15 protein-coding genes are annotated in these 17,562 nt (G+C 35.5%); 6 read left to right on the forward strand and 9 right to left on the reverse strand.

What is annotated here, in order from left to right:
• Positions 1-16: 16 nt before the first annotated feature.
• The 3 genes from GOQ17_RS10230 to GOQ17_RS10240 all read right to left on the reverse strand — a co-directional run bounded on the left by GOQ17_RS10230 (position 17) and on the right by GOQ17_RS10240 (position 4,093).
• Positions 17-2,128: a type IA DNA topoisomerase gene (locus GOQ17_RS10230; RefSeq protein WP_159637274.1), complete on the reverse strand. Its 2,112-nt coding sequence runs from the start codon at positions 2,126-2,128 to the stop codon at positions 17-19.
• 87 nt (positions 2,129-2,215) lie between these two features.
• On the reverse strand, positions 2,216-3,562 hold the full coding sequence (locus GOQ17_RS10235; protein ID WP_159637275.1) for a deoxyguanosinetriphosphate triphosphohydrolase: 1,347 nt from the start codon (positions 3,560-3,562) through the stop codon (positions 2,216-2,218).
• A 60-nt stretch (positions 3,563-3,622) separates the two neighbouring features.
• On the reverse strand, positions 3,623-4,093 hold the full coding sequence (locus GOQ17_RS10240; RefSeq protein ID WP_159637276.1) for a hypothetical protein: 471 nt from the start codon (positions 4,091-4,093) through the stop codon (positions 3,623-3,625).
• A gap of 87 nt (positions 4,094-4,180) precedes the next feature.
• Between GOQ17_RS10240 and GOQ17_RS10245 the strand changes: the two genes are divergently transcribed.
• Positions 4,181-5,242, forward strand: coding sequence for an aldose epimerase family protein (locus GOQ17_RS10245; RefSeq protein WP_159637278.1), 1,062 nt, complete (start codon positions 4,181-4,183; stop codon positions 5,240-5,242).
• 177 nt (positions 5,243-5,419) lie between these two features.
• Positions 5,420-6,886: a redoxin domain-containing protein gene (locus GOQ17_RS10250; protein ID WP_159637279.1), complete on the forward strand. Its 1,467-nt coding sequence runs from the start codon at positions 5,420-5,422 to the stop codon at positions 6,884-6,886.
• 60 nt (positions 6,887-6,946) lie between these two features.
• On the opposite strand, the gene GOQ17_RS10255 is transcribed toward GOQ17_RS10250, so the two are convergent.
• The 5 genes from GOQ17_RS10255 to mtaB form a co-directional block, all read right to left on the reverse strand.
• Entirely contained in the window at positions 6,947-7,402 is a 456-nt protein-coding gene (locus GOQ17_RS10255; protein ID WP_159637280.1) for a PepSY-like domain-containing protein, read from the reverse strand.
• Between the two features lie 41 nt (positions 7,403-7,443).
• A complete protein-coding gene (locus tag GOQ17_RS10260) occupies positions 7,444-7,887 on the reverse strand; it encodes a PepSY-like domain-containing protein (protein ID WP_159637281.1) in 444 nt (147 codons plus the stop codon).
• A gap of 82 nt (positions 7,888-7,969) precedes the next feature.
• Positions 7,970-9,253: a sensor histidine kinase gene (locus GOQ17_RS10265; protein WP_159637283.1), complete on the reverse strand. Its 1,284-nt coding sequence runs from the start codon at positions 9,251-9,253 to the stop codon at positions 7,970-7,972.
• Positions 9,254-9,925, reverse strand: coding sequence for a response regulator transcription factor (locus tag GOQ17_RS10270; RefSeq protein ID WP_159637284.1), 672 nt, complete (start codon positions 9,923-9,925; stop codon positions 9,254-9,256).
• A 105-nt stretch (positions 9,926-10,030) separates the two neighbouring features.
• Entirely contained in the window at positions 10,031-11,350 is a 1,320-nt protein-coding gene (gene mtaB, locus GOQ17_RS10275; RefSeq protein ID WP_159637285.1) for a tRNA (N(6)-L-threonylcarbamoyladenosine(37)-C(2))-methylthiotransferase MtaB, read from the reverse strand.
• A 162-nt stretch (positions 11,351-11,512) separates the two neighbouring features.
• On the opposite strand from mtaB, the gene GOQ17_RS10280 reads away from it, so the two are divergent.
• The 4 genes from GOQ17_RS10280 to GOQ17_RS10295 all read left to right on the forward strand — a co-directional run bounded on the left by GOQ17_RS10280 (position 11,513) and on the right by GOQ17_RS10295 (position 14,540).
• Entirely contained in the window at positions 11,513-12,334 is an 822-nt protein-coding gene (locus GOQ17_RS10280; RefSeq protein WP_159637286.1) for a thymidylate synthase, read from the forward strand.
• Positions 12,335-12,380: 46 nt separating this feature from the next.
• Positions 12,381-12,875 carry a dihydrofolate reductase gene (locus GOQ17_RS10285; RefSeq protein ID WP_159637288.1) on the forward strand — a complete coding sequence of 165 codons (495 nt, stop codon included), beginning with the start codon at positions 12,381-12,383 and terminating at the stop codon, positions 12,873-12,875.
• An 852-nt stretch (positions 12,876-13,727) separates the two neighbouring features.
• On the forward strand, positions 13,728-14,246 hold the full coding sequence (locus GOQ17_RS10290) for a GNAT family N-acetyltransferase (RefSeq protein WP_159637289.1): 519 nt from the start codon (positions 13,728-13,730) through the stop codon (positions 14,244-14,246).
• A gap of 39 nt (positions 14,247-14,285) precedes the next feature.
• Positions 14,286-14,540 (forward strand): hypothetical protein, encoded by a 255-nt coding sequence (locus GOQ17_RS10295; RefSeq protein ID WP_159637290.1) that lies wholly within the window; start codon positions 14,286-14,288, stop codon positions 14,538-14,540.
• Between the two features lie 466 nt (positions 14,541-15,006).
• On the opposite strand, the gene GOQ17_RS10300 is transcribed toward GOQ17_RS10295, so the two are convergent.
• The gene (locus GOQ17_RS10300; RefSeq protein WP_159637291.1) at positions 15,007-17,454 is read right to left on the reverse strand and encodes a phosphocholine-specific phospholipase C; all 2,448 of its coding nucleotides are present in this window, start codon (positions 17,452-17,454) and stop codon (positions 15,007-15,009) included.
• Positions 17,455-17,562: the final 108 nt, after the last annotated feature.

Below are 17,562 nucleotides of genomic sequence, written 5' to 3' on the forward strand. Positions count from 1 at the left end.
TATTCGACCCTCTTATTTACCCCACACTAACCTTAAAATCTTGAAATACTAAAGGTGCATTGATAATTTGTCCATCTTTGGTTTTTACGCCCTTAAGTTCAGATGTCTTACCTTTTTCGAGGAGGTTTTTCATTTCTTTTTCTTCTAGGAAAACACCATTTAATGTACGCCAAATTTTAAAATCACAACCTCGTGCATAATGATCGCATTGTGCTACTTTATCATAAAGATGAATATTTCCAAGCTCACATTTCGGACACTTAATTTTACCTTTTTGTTGAGGTTTGATTTCCTCTTGAGGAATTGACATACGAAGTTGCAAAAGCTCTTTGGTAATCTTAACTGTATAATCTTTGATATGCTTCATAAAGACATCATACGATACTTTATTTGCACGCATCTCTTCCAATTTTTGCTCCCATTTACCCGTCAAAGTCACTTTCGCGATAGAACGGTCTTTGACCAGATTATATACAGCTAACCCTTTTTCTGTCGGAATCAATTTCTTCTTATCCCGTTTGATGTAATCACGTTGGAATAAAGTTTCTATAGTCGCTGCACGTGTTGCAGGCGTTCCCAAACCACAATCTTTCATGGCTTGGCGCATCTCCTCATCTTCGATTTCCTTACCCGATGTTTCCATCGCCTTCAACAATGATGCTTCCGTATGAATCGGTCTCGCCTTTGTAAAACGTTCAGACAATTCTAAAGAAAGAATCTCCAACATTTCTTCTGCTGTCAACTTTGGCAATTGCGCATTTTCGTTGTCTTGGTCGTCCGAATTTTTGTCTTCATCAGGCATTTCGACTTGGTCAGCTGACAATCGCCAACCATACTGACGAATTACAGTTCCTTTAGCAATCAGCTCTACACCTGCTGCGTCAATCGTCACCGTCGTAATATCTTTCAGACATACGTCTGAAAAACTTTCAACCATCCGCTTGGCAATCATATTGTAGATATTTTGTTGCTCTTTGAGCATCGCACCAGGTTTTTCATCCGTTACCAATAAAGCGTGGTGATCCGTTACCTTTTTATCATCAACAGAACGCTTATTAAGCTTCGCTCCTATGAGATTACGTGAAATAGCTGCAATGCTTTCATCTGCTGTATCCGCCAAATGTTGGAATAACGATTCTATTTGCTCAAAAACATCTTCACCAATATAACGCGAACCTGTACGTGGATAGGTGATGACTTTCTTTTCGTATAATGTTTGTGCAATACTTAATGTTTGGTCCGCTGAATAGCCGTATTTCTTATTGGCATCTTGTTGCAACGAAGTCAAGTCAAACAACAAAGGTGGTTGCTCTTTGGTTTCTTTCGCTTCGACTTTCACTACTTTCGCTTCTGAACCAACTGTAATTTTAGCAATGGTTTCTTCAGCTACATCTTTTTTATCAATCTTGTCAGAAGTCGCTTTGAAGGATATATTATCCTTTTCAAAGCCTGCTTGAATTTTATAGAAAACTTGAGGTTTGAAATCTTTATTTTCTAAAAATCGAGAGCAAATCATCGCTAAAGTCGGTGTTTGCACACGTCCCAAAGACAACAAGCCTTTATTTCCAGCTGCCAATGTAATTGCCTGCGTCGCATTAATACCAATCAACCAATCTGATTCTGAGCGTGAACGTGCTGACTGATACAAGCTATCGTACTCCGAACCATCCTTCAATTTCGCAAAACCTTCTTTGATGGCTTTATCCGTTTGAGATGAAATCCACAGACGCTTGAAAGGTACTTTTGACCCTAAATAATAATAAATATTACGAAAAATCAATTCCCCTTCACGTCCAGCATCCGTTGCCACAATGATTTCCTCTGCTTTTTCCAATAAACCTTTGATGATATTAACTTGCTTCAGCGCGCCATAATCATCAATTTGCTTTCCGTCTTTACGAACCTTCTTTACTTCCAACCCAAATTTCGTTGGAATAATAGGCAAATTCGCAACAGACCAAGTGTTATAGCCATACGCTTGAGGTGTACATAATTGCACCAAATGCCCAAATGCATAGGTAAATGCATAGCCATTTCCCTCAATATACCCATCTTTCACATCCTTTGCGCCCATTACTCGTGCCAAATCTCGCGCTACGGAAGGTTTTTCTGCTATTACTACTTTCATATATCTTTTAGACAAGAGATTTTAGACTAAAGACAATAGACTATCCATTTATCTCTCATCTCAAATCTAACATCTGTTAATCTATTTTTAATCCAACGATGGAATTGAAATCCCCTTTATTTTTCGATACAAATCAACAGCGTAGACATCTGTCATACCCGAAACAAAATCCAATACTGCACGTATTTTAGAATATGTATCTTCTTTGTCTGTATGAAATTGTTCTGGAATCATCGCCACCAATTTCTTATCAAACACGGTTTTATTTGTCTTCAAATAAGCTGGTATAAATTCCTCCAATAAAGCATTCATTACTTTATAACCCGCTATTTCGATTTGCACTACAGTCGGTGCATTATAAATACGCGCAATTGAAACTTTTTCAATTTTCTTCATTTGTTGCACGATTTCCACATCTAATGCATCCACTAAAGAGCTTTGGAAAGTGCCCGACAAAAATTTCTCTTGATTTTTAACAAAAACTGAAGCACAGCCATGAATCAACGTATTAATTGCCTTCGCGCGTAATAATTCAACACGAGATCCTGTGTCCCCCAAATTATCCAAACGAGGTTTTAAGCTTTCTCCTCCACATAGAGGTAACAATAAATCTTCGACCTCTTGATAAGAAAGAATTTTGAGATGATGAGCGTCTTCCAAGTCTATGATATTGTAACAAATATCATCTGCCGCCTCAACCAAATACACCAATGGATGACGTAAATAACCATTCGGATTGGTTGGGTCTTTTAGCAAACCTAACTCCACCGCTATTTTTTCAAATGATTCTGTTTCACATTCAAAAAAACCGTATTTCTTGCGATGATGATTTCCTTTCACATGACCATCAATCGCCGCACAAGGATATTTTACAATAGAAGCCAATGTCGCATAAGTCAACGCAAAGCCTTTAGCGTCTTTACCGTTGAAAGCATGTGTCAAAATACGCAATGCATTAGCATTACCTTCAAAATGTGTCAAATCTGCCCATTGCTTAGGAGAAACTTGTTCTTGATATTTTTTCCCTGCTCCTTCAGTAAAATAAGAAGATATTGCCGCTTCACCCGAATGTCCAAAAGATGGATTTCCCAGATCATGCGATAGACAGGCAGCAGAAATAATATTTCCTACTTCCTGTAAATAAGGAACTTCCCCATCGATATTTGGATCTTCTTGCTTCATTAAATTATAAAACAAGCGACCCAAAGAGCGCCCCACTGAAGCTACTTCTAGGCTATGCGTTAATCTATTATGAACGAAAACAGCTCCCGGTAATGGAAATACTTGAGTTTTATTTTGCAACCGTCGAAATGGTGAGGAGAAAATCAAACGATCATAATCGCGTTGAAACTCTGACCTTGCGTCAAATTGTTCGTATGGTACACGTTGTTCATAGCCCCACCTTTTAGCGGATATAAGTTGTCTCCAGTTCATTAAAATATCGGATTATTCGAAATGCAAATATACGCTTTCTGCCTTAAAACAGTTGTTGTTCTATTTTGTATTTGGCTTGATAAAGCCTAGCAACAAATTAACTAATCCAATGGGTTGAATCAACAATAGTAGCCAAAATAAAGATCTATATAATGTAGAACGATCCATGACATCGTGGTAATCCGTTTTTAAATCCTTTAATGAATTATAGGATTGAGAATCTACAGCTTCTTGTATAGAAAAAGAATTATTATCCCAAAGAATTAGGACTACGATGAGAATTAAATAAGAAACAATATGCAAATAGATGAGTCCTTCACTATACAAGCACGAGCCAAAAAAATGATAAAACCCCCACAAACATACACCTATCCCTGCGACCAAATAAAATAACCATTTAGCCTCTATTAAATTTGTCTCCCATCCTGCATTTAACACTAAATGATGTGTATCATCTACAAAAATAAAAGTATAGACAAACAATAATATTGCTAAGATTGCGAAAGCAAGGTAAATGATTCTATTCTCCATATTCTTAAATATAATACAAAAATTCCTTTTCTTCAGCTTGTCATCGTTTTTTATTATTTTTAGCAAAATGAATAAACTTTAGATCCAATGAGCAAGAGCTACACAATACCAGATACAGAAAAATTTGAGGGAAATCTTCACGGAAAAAATACGCATTTATTTACACTTAAAAATAGAGCAGGAATGCAAATAGCATTGACTGACTATGGAGCTAGATTGGTAAGTGCTTTAGTTCCCGACAAAAATGGTAATTTGATTGATGTAGTATTAGGTTTTGATAGTATACAAGGATATTTGAATGCGAAGGAATTGTATCATGGTGCGACTATAGGAAGATTTGCAAATCGTATAGGAAATGGAAAATTCGTTATTGAAAATCAAGAATATATCCTTCCTCAAAACAATGGTTCTAACTGCATACATGGAGGTCCTGATGGATTTCATACGAAGGTTTGGGATAGGCAAGTAAGTTTCAAAAAGAAAGTAACGTTTTATTATGTGTCTCCGAATGGAGAAGCTGGTTTTCCAGGCGAAACTAAAATTACAGTAACATACGAATTAACAGATGACAATGAAATTTTAATCAATTTTAGAGCGACTACAGATAAACGTACTGTTATTAATTTGACAAATCATGCCTATTTCAATCTAAATGGAGAAGGCAATGGAGATATTTTAAATCATTTAGTTCAAATAAATTCCAACAAATTCATTGAAATCAATGAAAGTCAATTGCCGACAGGTAATTTGAAAAGTATTATAGATACACCATTTGATCTCAGAAAAGAAACTAAAGTTGTCGAAAAAATTGGATGCGATGATAAGCAATTGTTATTTGCTAAAGGATTTGATCATAGTTATATTAATGAAAATCCAATTACTCAAGTAGCAGCTTCAGCATATAGCGCAGAGTCTGGTATAGCATTACAATTGTACACAGATTATCCTACTGTGCATTTTTATTCAGGTAATTACTTATCAAATGATTTGGGAAAATCTGGCAAAAAATATTTACCACATGGTGGATTTTGCTTTGAAGCACAGCATTACTTGGACAGTCCAAACCAAGGTAGGTTTCCGAAGTACATTTTAGAAGCAGGTCAAGAATATAACTTTAATATGAAGTATAAATTTTGTGTTAGAAAATAAAATTTATTGTTTAGTATTTTTAAAACAGAAAATATTTCAACATAATAATATTTAAAACTAAAAAAACATATATAGTATTAGAAAAAACTGTTAAAACAAAGAATTAATTTTGAATATCACTAACCCCGTGAATGATTGATGTTTAAATAATAAATTTGTTTAATTAATTAATAATTTATGAAAAGAACAATTTTAACGATAGCACTGATAGCAGGCGCTTTAGCATACAATAATACCTATGCACAACTAGCCAAGAAAAAAGGCATTACTCTAGAAGAGATTTCTAAAGATTTAGGGGCATTGGCTCAAAAAAATGATGAAGTTTCAAAAACTCAATTACTTGTAGAAGCAAAAGCACTAGTAGAAAGTAAAAATGAAAGTTTTGTAAATTTCGGAACTCGCATTTATTCATTTTTAGAAAAAACAGATGAAGTTGAGAAAGTCGAGAAAACACTGTTAAAAAGATTTCCTAAAGGGTTAAAGGCACGTAGTGAAGCTTATAAAAATGTTTTTTCAGAAAGCAATACCTCCGCTTCTGTAGCTGAAAAAAGTTATAATGACTTTTTGAAGAAATTTCCTTCTAACAATTTTGAAGAAAAAGATAGAGGATTGTATCGAGGTGCAGAATCCAAACTTGCAGCAATGTACTTCAAAGAAAATAACCTTTCAAAAGCAAATGAGTATGTAGATAAATTAAAAAATAGTCCTATGTTTATTCAAACTGCATATGGTTTAACAAGAGAACTCGCTGAAAACAAAGACTATGTCAATGCACTTCCAATCTTAGAAGAAGGAATTGCAAAAGCAAAAGAAGACAATAAAGTCGGTCCTACATATCTACCTGCATTCAATGCTGCATATGGAAAAGCCTTGTATGAAACTGGCAACTACGAAAAAGCTATAGAAAGCTTAGAAGATCAATTCATAACTAATAATAATGCAGCTGTAAATTCGGACTTGAATGTAAGTTTAGCAAATTCATACATCAAAATGGGTAGAGATTTAGACGCATTTTTATTATTGGAGAAATATGTTCTGAAAAATGGCAAGAACGATGCTGCTGGAGAAGTATTGAAATCTTTATATTCAAAACTAAACAATGATAAGAGCGATTTCAATAATTACTATTCTAATCTGGACACTAAAATCAAGGAAGCTAGCATAGCTAAATACAAATCAGAAATGATCAAAAAAGAGGCTCCAGCATTTTCTTTGGTCAACAGAGAAGGCAAGACAGTTTCTTTGGCAGATCTTAAAGGAAAAGTTGTGGTATTGGATTTTTGGGCAACATGGTGTGGTCCTTGTATCAATTCGTTCCCTGGTATGCAAGCAGCTGTTAACAAATACAAAGACGACAAAGAAGTGGAGTTTTTATTTATTGACACTTGGCAACGCGAAGAAAACTACAAAGAGCTTGTAGAACAATTCATTACTAAGAATAATTACACTTTCCATGTATTATTTGATGAGATGAAAGATAGAGAAAAAGCAACCACTACAGCATACGGCGTGAAAGGTATTCCACACAAAGTTGTAATTGACAAAGAAGGATTTATTCGTTTTGAGTCATCAGGTAGTGGATCGGATATCGATAAAATCGTGAGCGAAATGGAAACAAAAATAGAATTAGCGCGTAAAGGCTAATACATAAAAATGGGACAATGCAAGTTGTCCCATTTTTATGTATTAGCTATGAATTTAAAATTATAGATCAATTCTGATAAATTTTCCGTCTTTGTCAAATACCAAATCAACATCATTAGTCAGTTCAATATCAAAACCATTCACTTCTCTTTCAATCCCGTTTATACCTACAGATGCATAATTCGCCGTCACATAATCGACAATTGCAGGTAATATAAACGATGTGTTAGGCAACGCGTCACGATCACTTCGCATTTCTACATCTTGCCACAACCCTGAATTGTCAAATTTGATATCTACACCATTATCCAATTTAACCTCGTATTCAAAATTTGAAATTCCTTCTTTATCCTTTAAAGTGGAAATAATTTTTGCCGAACCAAAATACTCTGTTACGAATGACTTCGACGTGGTAGGTAATTCCTCATTTGGAATTAATACTTCATCCTTATCACAAGATGTCATCGTGAATACTACAGCTACGGCTAAGATCGCTTTTGAAAATAAATTTTTCATAGTTTATATATTTTTATATTATGTGTGTTTTAGTTGTTTTATTAATCGTCGATACGTAAAAATTTGCCTTTACTATTGAAAACTAAGTCCAATCCATTTGACAATTCAATTTCATATTTGGATGAACGTCTGGAAAGTTTCACAATATTATTCTTTGGAAAACTCTTTTCTACATATTCTTTTATAGCTTGAGGGATCAACGAAAGCGGAATACTCTTGCGCTTCATATCGATTTCTTTCCATTCGCCATTTTTATCAAATTCAAATTCCGAGCCATCATTCATCTTCACTTCGTAAGATTTTTTCGAAAAGAGTTCGTCTTCTAATTTGACGTATGCGACCGAAAGTTTTGAGCTATACGTCTTGATAAAATTTTGCGCTTGCTTTGGCAACTGACCTAAATCAATTAATTTATCTTGTGCATTTGCGCCCATGCTTGTAGTCAATAAAGCTACTACTGCTAAACTTTTAAATATTGTTTTCATCTTTTAATCTTTGTTTTATACTACAAAAATCAAAAGTGAATTGGGAAAGAATTAGGAATTAGTGTTTGAAATCAAAAAAATATTAAACTTTTTTAATTTCAAACACTTGCATATTATTCTGATAGCTATACTTAATATGTAAGAAAGGATATTTTTCCAAAATGGTCTGTACAATAGACAAACCTAGGCCATTGGAATTATGGTCTTGACTTCCTTTATAAAAACGTTCAAAAATATACTCGGGATTCAGTGCCTTTTCTTGACTTGTGTTAGAAATGATTGCAGCATCTGATTGAATTCGAACTCTTAATTCACCAGCAGGTAGATTGTATTTTATAGCGTTGCTAATCAGATTAGAAAACAAAATTTGCATCAAATCTGGGTTAGCGTAGACTTCAAAATTACCATCTTGCTGAAGATCTAATCTGATATCTTTATAAATTATTAAATCCTCGTAATCATTCAACAGATTAGCGATAACTTCATTTATAGTGACACTTTCATATCCTGCATACTGCTGATTGTTGATACGTGAAAGCGTTAATAAGCTTTTATTGAGACTTACCATACGCTGCAAGGAACGCTTCGCTTCCACAATACCCACGGTATCCTCTTCATTCAAACTCGAATTTTCTAACAGCAATTCCAGCTTGTTAATACTAACTGCCAAAGGTGTTTGCAATTCATGTGCAGCATTTTCCAAAAATCGCTTTTGACTGTCAAAGACTTTTTCATTCTGATCAATCATTTGCGAAATATGATTATTCAAATCATTAAACTCCAAAACAGGCGATTCCACTGAGACAAAACTATTGGCTTTGCCAAAACGATATTTAGAAAGATTTTTTAAAATTTGCTTGAAAGGTTGCCAAGCTCTACCCAATATATAATGGTTAATCACCAAAATGCTGAGGACAATCACTACATATAATACCAACAAAGAAATAGCTAAATTGAGCAGAAAATCATCTTCTTCAACGGTAGAAGTACGAATTTCTAATTGATAAGGCTTACCACTGGGATCATAAAATCCCGTTCGTAAAATACGATAAGGTTCTTCCTCCTCATCATATGGCATGTAAATAAATTCTTTAGAAAACGTATTTTGGTCAACTTTCTCTTGTAAATTTTCTACTTCTTTAATCACAAATTGGTTAATCCCAAATTCTTTGGACTCTTCAATTAACTTTGGGTTATTATAAGCCTCACGGATGATAAGTATTTTTTGATTTTTGAGGCCATCATCAATATTATCATACACTTCGTCCATGATCACAGCATAAAACAATGCTGCCCAAACTGCCATCACTATCAGGATAGCAATACTCACAAATCGATTAGTATAATTTTTTACTGAGATAGCCATTTATATCAATTTATAACCTATACCGTAGACTGCTTGCAAATCACAATCCGCTCCAGCTGTTTTCAATTTCTTACGAAGATTTTTAATCTGCGAATAGATAAAACCCAAATTATCCGCTTGATCAGCGTGGTCGCCCCAGACCGTTTCAGCTAATGTAGATTTTTCTTGCAACTTATTAGGGCGAAGCATGAAATAGTAAAATAAATCATACTCCTTGCGATTCAAAACCAACGGATTTCGGTCTATTTTGACTTCGCGCAATTCTGGATTTAGGCTTACATTCTTGTACTGCAAAAGCTGCTCGCCATCTTGTGCATTACGACGAATAATAGATTTAAGCCGAGCCAACAATTCCGCAAAGTGGAAAGGCTTAGCCAAATAATCATCTGCCCCAATTTCCAATCCAGCAACTTTATCTGCTACTGAATCTTTTGCCGAAAGTATGAGCACAGGACTTTTGACTTGATTTTCTCTCATCTCGCGCAACACATCCATTCCCGAACCTCCCGGAAGCATAATATCCAACAATACGCAGTCGTATGGGTAATTCATCACCTTGTCTATAGCTTCCAAATAGGTAGAAGCTGTTTCTACCAAAAACTTCTCACTCTCTAAAAAATCACGAATACCCTGCTGTAATGCTAACTCATCTTCGACAATCAATACCTTCATAGTAGCGACAATTATAATTTTTGATTTGGGAATATTTTAGGAATAAGTTAGTGAAATTATTGAAAAATAAAAAAGGGATGAACAATCACCCCTTCAAATTCTATTTTAATGTGCCAACAATTCTGGCAACTCTTCTATATCTACATCTCCCGATTCGGAAATGGAAGTGAATTTTACCGGAACAATTTCATTAACCAACAAAGGATCGTAAGGCGTGCGAACTTTCACGTAGTTTTTAGAAAAGCCATGCATAAAGCCATCTTTCTCATCCGATTCGAATAATACCTCTCCTATTGCGCCTAAATTTTCTTCATAGAAAGCACGACGTTTTTTCTCCGAAAGAATATGCAACATTTTACTACGATCCGAACGTTGTGCACCTGGGACAGCACCTTCCATTTGTGCCGCAATGGTATTTTCACGTTCTGAATAGGTAAATACGTGCAAATACGAAATTGGCATATCGTTCAAGAAATTGTAAGTATCAATAAAATCTTCGCGAGTTTCCCCCGGGAAACCAACGATAACATCTACACCGATACAGGCATTTGGCATTAACGATTTGATTTTCGCGACACGCTCGCCGTACAGTTCGCGTTTGTAGCGACGACGCATTTGCGCCAATACTTTATTATTACCTGATTGCAACGGCATATGAAAATGCGGAACAAAACGCTTCGATCGTGCTACAAATTCGATAATCTCATTAGCCAACAAATTTGGCTCAATCGATGATATACGGATACGATCGATGCCTTGTACTTCGTCTAATGCTTTTACCAAGTCCAAGAATTTGTTCTGACGTTTGCCATCACGGATTCCGAAATCACCAATATTCACTCCTGTCAAGACGATTTCCTTCACTCCTGAAGTAGCAATTTCTTCCGCTTGACGCACGATATCCTCGATTTTTCCCGAACGACTTGCCCCACGTGCCAAAGGAATCGTACAAAACGTACACGAATAATCACAACCGTCCTGCACTTTCAAGAAAGTACGTGTACGATCGCCAATCGAATACGCCGTCACAAATTGATTCGTTTCGTCAATCGGTCCATTATGAACAACCGCTTTTTCCTGTTTGGTCAAATCATTGATATGTTCAATGATGTTGAATTTCTCCGCCGCACCCAATACCATATCTACCCCAGGAATCTCTGCGATTTCCTGCGGCTTCAATTGTGCATAACAGCCTACTATTGTTATATAGGCATTTGGCGAATATTTCAACGCTTCCTTCACTACCTTTCGACATTTCTTATCCGCATTGTCCGTTACCGAACAGGTGTTGATTACATAAACGTCTGCTGGCGAGTTGAATGGCGTAGTATCGTAACCCGCATCCTTGAACTGACGTCCAATCGATGAAGTCTCCGAAAAATTCAACTTACAACCCAGTGTATAGAAAGCTACTTTTTTATTCATAATAAGTTGCAAAAATACGCTTTTTTTTAGACTTAGCTTTATAGATATAAGATTTGAGATGCCAATGACATTTTTAAAAGTGAAAGCACTTTTTCCTTCCCGCTAATTTCAGTAGTTTTGAATATTCTAAAATCGTAGAAAATCTTTAAAACTTACTGAAACATGAAACAATATTTAGATTTACTAAGGCACGTATATACCACAGGTGTGGACAAAACAGATAGAACGGGTACAGGTACACGCAGTGTTTTTGGTTATCAAATGCGTTTCAATCTACAAGAAGGTTTTCCGATTATTACGACCAAAAAACTGCATTTACGTTCGATTATACACGAATTGATTTGGTTTCTAAAAGGTGAAACAAACATCAAATACCTAAAAGATAATGGTGTAAGTATTTGGGATGAGTGGGCAGACGAAAACGGTAATTTGGGTCCTGTTTACGGTTCGCAATGGCGCTCTTGGCCTACACCAGATGGCAGACATATCGACCAGATTACTCAGGTAATTAATCAATTAAAGAATTCACCTGATTCGCGTCGTATCATCGTATCCGCTTGGAATGTCGCGGAAATCGAAAACATGGCTTTGCCGCCTTGTCACGCTTTCTTCCAATTCTATGTCGCACCAGCACAACCCGAAAAAGGAATTTTGAAACCGCAACTTTCGTGTCAATTGTACCAACGTAGTGCGGATATTTTCTTAGGCGTTCCTTTCAATATAGCTTCTTATGCCCTATTGACGATGATGGTCGCGCAAGTTTGTGACATGGAAGCGGGTGAATTTGTACATACGTTTGGTGATGCACATATCTACAGCAACCATTTCGAACAAACGGAATTGCAATTGTCGCGTGAACCAAAAGCATTGCCGACAATGAAAATCAATCCAGACGTAAAAAATATTTTTGATTTCAAATTTGAGGATTTTGAGTTGGTAGGTTACGAGTTTGATCCGCATATCAAAGCACCTGTAGCCGTATAGAAAATTGGAGAAGGAGATAATTTGGAGATTTGAAAATTAACAATCAATGAGTGATACTAAAATAACATTAATCGTAGCTGCTGCAGAAAATAACGCCATTGGCAAAAACAATCAGATGCTTTGGCATTTGCCGAATGATTTTAAATACTTTAAGAAAAATACTTTAGAGCATTCGGTTGTAATGGGTCGCAAGACTTTTGAATCTATTGGCAAACCACTTCCCGAGCGTCGCAATATTATTTTGACACGTGATATGAACTACAGCCACGAAGAAGTTGATGTAGCGAATAGCGTGCAAGATGTGCTAAACTATTGCCGTGACGAGCGTGAAATCTTTATCATCGGTGGTGCAGAAATCTACAAGCAAACGTTGCCCTTAGCGGATAAAATCTTATTGACTCGTGTACATACCACTATAGACGGCGATGCATATTTTCCAGAATTATTAGACCATGAATGGAAATTAATAAGTGCCGAAAAGCACGAAAAAGACGAAAAACACGCTTTTGATTATAAGTTCGAAGTATACGAAAGAGCGTAACAAAATATAAATTTCCTTTCAAAAGCATCTCCCTGATACTTTTGGAAGGAAAGATTTTAAAAGAACCAATTGTAACATCAACAAAATGCAACTTTTGACACTCCTTTACTCGACGCAATAAAAACAGTAATTAAGGAAGAAATTGTATTAGTTCAAAAAAACGATAAATCATTAAGTGGCATTGTTACTATCACAGACATAAGTTCTCAATTTTTTACTTTAACAGAACCTTTTCTTTTATTAGAAAAAATAGAAAACCTGATTCGACTATTATTAGATGAAAAATTCCTAGTTCAAGAAATAAAAGATTTATGTATTGAAACTTATGATAAAGATTCCATAGAATACATTGATGATTTAACATTTGGGCAATATATAAGAATAATTGAAAAGGAAGAAAATTGGCAAAAACTCAACTTAAAAATAGAAAGAATTCCTTTTGTAAAACAATTGGACAAAATTCGTCTAATTAGAAACGACATTATGCATTTCGATGCTGAAGGTATTTCACAGGAGCAAAGAGATGATTTAAATAATATGGCCAATTTTCTAACTGAATTAATTAAATTTAATTAATAATACCCCATCATGCACATTACCATCCGACAAGATCAGCCTAAAGACCACCAAGCAGTTTATAAAAAATAAACAACATGTATCTTCAATACATAACCTCGATGGTACATACCAAACCCTAATCTTTACTTAAAATTAAATTAATTTCAATAATTAAAAATTAATTTGTATTTTGATAGTGCAGTTATAAGCAGCGCAAGCATTTAAAAATTTTATTATAAAGCACACTATAAATAAAGCCATTACGTATAATTTCAACCTTAAAAATATAAATCTATGCCTATCACCATCAGACCCGAAACCCAACAAGACCATAAAATAATCTATCAGCTCAATAAGCATGCTTTTGAGCGCGACAATGAAGCGAAGTTGGTCAATCACTTGCGCGAAAGTTCTGCGTTTATTCCTGATTTGTCGCTAGTAGCAGAAATGGAAAATCAAATCATAGGACATATTCTATTTGTAAAAATTTTAATTAAAAATTCGACGCAACATTTCGAAAGTTTAGCTCTAGCCCCTATGGCTGTGCATCATGATTTCCAAAAACAAGGATTTGGTGCAAGGCTCATACAAGAAGGACTTAATCGTGCTACGGAATTGGGTTTTAAATCGGTTATAGTGTTAGGCTACGAACAGTTTTATATTAAATTCGGTTTTGAACCAGCCCAAAAATGGGGTATAAAAGCTCCTTTTGATGTGCCTTCTGAAGCTTTTATGGCAATAGAATTAGTACCCAATGCACTAGAAAATGTAAATGGTATGGTTCAATATCCTAAAGAGTTTGAATTGGTTTGATGATAGTTTTACTTAAGTTTAGTTTGTTTACTAATAATAATGGAAATAAAAACCATACATGAGAAAAGCACAGAAGAGCTTGATAAAACACTAAAAAGTCTTAAATCAGAAAAGATTATTAACGCCGTACTTGTTGGTTTTACCATTGGAGTATTTGTGTATAGCATTCTTAAAGGAGGTATTGGTTTTGGTTCCTTTATGGCGTTGGCTGTTGCTTATTTTTTTATTAAAAATGCCAATAAAAGTAATGCACTAACCAAAGAAATAGAGAAAGAGTTAAATAATAGAACTTGATTGTCCTCTATGCCGGACAGGCATAATACTTTTGACCGCAAAAGTATTCAAAACTCGTCACTAGAAACCTTTGGCTAAACATTTTGTGCCTCCACCTGCTCTTGCCAAAAGTTTCTAAGGTGACATACTAAGAATTTGTAAAGATTGTGCTCAACTTTTACACTATCCAGGTTAACTATGCACAATACTTTTATTAAAAAATCTAAGGTTTAAAAGCATTATTAATCTGGATAAGAAATTAAAAGGCAAAACTCCAATAATAGCATCTCCCTCTTAACTTAGTCAAAAGTCGCCTAAGAATATTTCGCAAATATGAAGGCAGAGTGAAACATTGTTGCGAAAGATTCTAGCGACAAGTTTTTGCATACTTTTTACGATAAAAAAGTATGAGCCACTCGCGGCTTGAGCGAGACTACAGTTTGTTTCACTAAAAAAAAATGTCAATGATTGATGAGAAGAGATTATTTTACGCCATTAACGGATCCGAAATACTTGGCTCTCCATTTTCAATACGCCCAGCATATTGTCTCTCCCAGCCTTCTGTTTTTATTTGGACATCATACCATCGACCAAAATTCTTAGTATCAATCTCTAGTACAGTTTTTTTCTTAGGTTTGAGTGTAAAATCTTTCGTCGATTTTGTATATGCATTAGCAATATTTATAACCTGAATAGAATTAGAAATATTTTCTATTTCCACGACCAAGTTACTTTTAGCTGAATACGCTATATTAATTTGCAAAGGTTCATTCCCGCCATAAGAGACGTACTTACGAAAAAATCCATTTGGACCATGAACAGCTAAGTTATATGCATTTGATGAATCCTTTTCCCAACTATAAGTCAATTTTCCTCCTGCTTTAACAGCGAAAGATTTACTGAATCTATTATTTTGTAATAAATCATAAACATTGAATGCTCCTGCCAAGGACTTTTGCCCAAATTTTTTGTTAGATGCCTCGAAAGTGATTTGCAATTGACCATCAACATGTGCTTCATATACGTGTAAGTCGTAACATAGCGCATTTGATAATTTTGTACCTGCTTCTTGCTTCGGTAAAGCTGGATGATTTTTTCCGTTTTTTATATCCTCGATTTCCGCACTGGACAATAGCTGAAAGCCATCAGGCAAAGGTTTATCCTTAGCTTGATTGATACTTAAAATCTGTTCTTTCATATCCAAAAAGTCAGGTAAATTAACTTTCTTTTTTGCTTGATATGGTCTGAATACAGATGTCAAATCTCCCGTAATCGCTCTACGCCAATTTGAAATATTCGATTCTAAGATTTGTTTATTGTATTTTTTATTCAGAAAAACTTCCAGAAATTGTATAGTTGAGGTAATATCACAAACTTCCGAATTTACCCAACCTCCCCTAGTCCAAGGAGAAGCAATAATTAGTGGCACACGATATCCCAACCCGACTGGACCTTCGGTTGCGTATTCCTCTCTGACTCCTGATGCTAACTCTTGCTCTTTCGTTAAATATTCGGTTTGCAAACCCTCTTTCAACTCTTCAGAAACCAAGCCTGCGGATTTATCATTGGGCTTTGGCGCAACAAAAGGTGGAATATGGTCAAAATACCCGTCATTCTCATCGTAATTCAGAATGAAAATGGTGTTCTTCCAAACTTCAGGATTCTTAGTCAGAATATTTAATATCTCCGACACATACCAAGCACCATACATAGGCGCACTTGGATGGTCAGAGAAATTTTGTGGTGCCACCAACCAACTCACAGTAGGCAACTTGCCGTGTTCCACATCCTTTCGAAACTGATGTAAAATATCTCCCTTAGGCACTCTGATTTTCGAACCTTCAAAATCAATATCCTCCGTTTCATGATAATTTGGGTCTCCTTCATTCGTTTGAAAAGCACGTTCGTGCAATTCCTTCTCAAAAGCTGATAATTTTTCAAAATTCGCTTCGGAATATTGTTCTACCTCGCGTTTGAAACTTGCTAATTGTCCTTGCTTTTGCTCTAAGGCATTTTTTACTTTTTGAGCATGAGGTTCTGCTGCCAACTGCTTTTCTAAATCGGCTATTTCTTGCGGTAATTCTGCAAGACGCTTTTTATAGAAATCTATATGGCTTTTTTTGAAACGTACACTATACTGCGCAAACCATTCGAGATTATTATCCGTAAAATTGCCGAGCAAAGCTTCTCCATTTCTTGAAGCCTCATTCTGCAAGCTAATCTCATTTTGGTAAACCTTCCAGCTTACGCCATTTTCTTGCAAACGCTCCGGAAAAGTTTTCCATTGCGCCATTTTATTAAAATAGATATCCGAATTTCGTGTCAGCGGTTTGCTATCTGCAGTTTCTGTACATTTTCCTGTCCAAAAATAATGACGATTAGTTGTCGTACCCGTGATGGACGAACAAAAATGCTGGTCACAAATTGTAAAAGCATCCGCAAAAGCATAATAGAACGGAATATCCTCTCGCGTATAATAGCCCAATGTCAGTGGCAAATCCTTATACTCCTTTCGTCCCGAAACTTTCCAATCCAACCATTTATCAAATTTACCTTCGTTCCAAGCACCAATCTGATTTTCCCAAGAATGTGGTAAATCATTTGTCCAACTTGCTTTGGAATTTTTGATATCCATCCGAAACGGCGCATAAGTCAACCCTTTTGCATTGGATTGCAACCATACAGGATTTCCATTTGCCAAAGTAATAGCTCTTCTATCGTTAAAACCACGTACACCACGCAACGTCCCAAAGGAATGGTCAAACGAACGATTCTCCTGCATCAATAACACGACATGTTCCGCATCCAAAAAGGTAGAACCTTCGATAGGATTGATTGCCAATGCGGCTTCAATAGATTTAGGTAAATGGGTTAATGCACCAAACGAACCTGCTAAAATTCCAGCTTTTTTGATAAATATTCTTCTGCTTTCCATAATGGAGTATAAATGGTCTTAATTATTGTTAGACAATATAACAATTATTGAAATTTATTACTCCTCCTTAACGGATTAGTTACGTAGAATAAATAAAGCAACAAATGT

It is taken from the genome of Sphingobacterium composti (genome assembly GCF_009829075.1).
GTDB classification, from domain to species: domain Bacteria; phylum Bacteroidota; class Bacteroidia; order Sphingobacteriales; family Sphingobacteriaceae; genus Sphingobacterium; species Sphingobacterium composti.

Excerpts from the sequence above, each read along its gene's own strand:
- GOQ17_RS10240 (WP_159637276.1), bottom strand. The coding sequence starts at position 4,093 with ATGGAGAATAGAATCATTTACCTTGCTTTCGCAATCTTAGCAATATTA.
- GOQ17_RS10280 (WP_159637286.1), top strand. The coding sequence starts at position 11,513 with ATGAAACAATATTTAGATTTACTAAGGCACGTATATACCACAGGTGTG.
- GOQ17_RS10235 (WP_159637275.1), bottom strand. The coding sequence starts at position 3,562 with ATGAACTGGAGACAACTTATATCCGCTAAAAGGTGGGGCTATGAACAA.
- GOQ17_RS10290 (WP_159637289.1), top strand. The coding sequence starts at position 13,728 with ATGCCTATCACCATCAGACCCGAAACCCAACAAGACCATAAAATAATC.
- GOQ17_RS10295 (WP_159637290.1), top strand. The coding sequence starts at position 14,286 with ATGGAAATAAAAACCATACATGAGAAAAGCACAGAAGAGCTTGATAAA.
- GOQ17_RS10270 (WP_159637284.1), bottom strand. The coding sequence starts at position 9,925 with ATGAAGGTATTGATTGTCGAAGATGAGTTAGCATTACAGCAGGGTATT.
- GOQ17_RS10245 (WP_159637278.1), top strand. The coding sequence starts at position 4,181 with ATGAGCAAGAGCTACACAATACCAGATACAGAAAAATTTGAGGGAAAT.
- mtaB (WP_159637285.1), bottom strand. The coding sequence starts at position 11,350 with ATGAATAAAAAAGTAGCTTTCTATACACTGGGTTGTAAGTTGAATTTT.
- GOQ17_RS10285 (WP_159637288.1), top strand. The coding sequence starts at position 12,381 with ATGAGTGATACTAAAATAACATTAATCGTAGCTGCTGCAGAAAATAAC.
- GOQ17_RS10230 (WP_159637274.1), bottom strand. The coding sequence starts at position 2,128 with ATGAAAGTAGTAATAGCAGAAAAACCTTCCGTAGCGCGAGATTTGGCA.
- GOQ17_RS10250 (WP_159637279.1), top strand. The coding sequence starts at position 5,420 with ATGAAAAGAACAATTTTAACGATAGCACTGATAGCAGGCGCTTTAGCA.
- GOQ17_RS10265 (WP_159637283.1), bottom strand. The coding sequence starts at position 9,253 with ATGGCTATCTCAGTAAAAAATTATACTAATCGATTTGTGAGTATTGCT.
- GOQ17_RS10300 (WP_159637291.1), bottom strand. The coding sequence starts at position 17,454 with ATGGAAAGCAGAAGAATATTTATCAAAAAAGCTGGAATTTTAGCAGGT.
- GOQ17_RS10260 (WP_159637281.1), bottom strand. The coding sequence starts at position 7,887 with ATGAAAACAATATTTAAAAGTTTAGCAGTAGTAGCTTTATTGACTACA.
- GOQ17_RS10255 (WP_159637280.1), bottom strand. The coding sequence starts at position 7,402 with ATGAAAAATTTATTTTCAAAAGCGATCTTAGCCGTAGCTGTAGTATTC.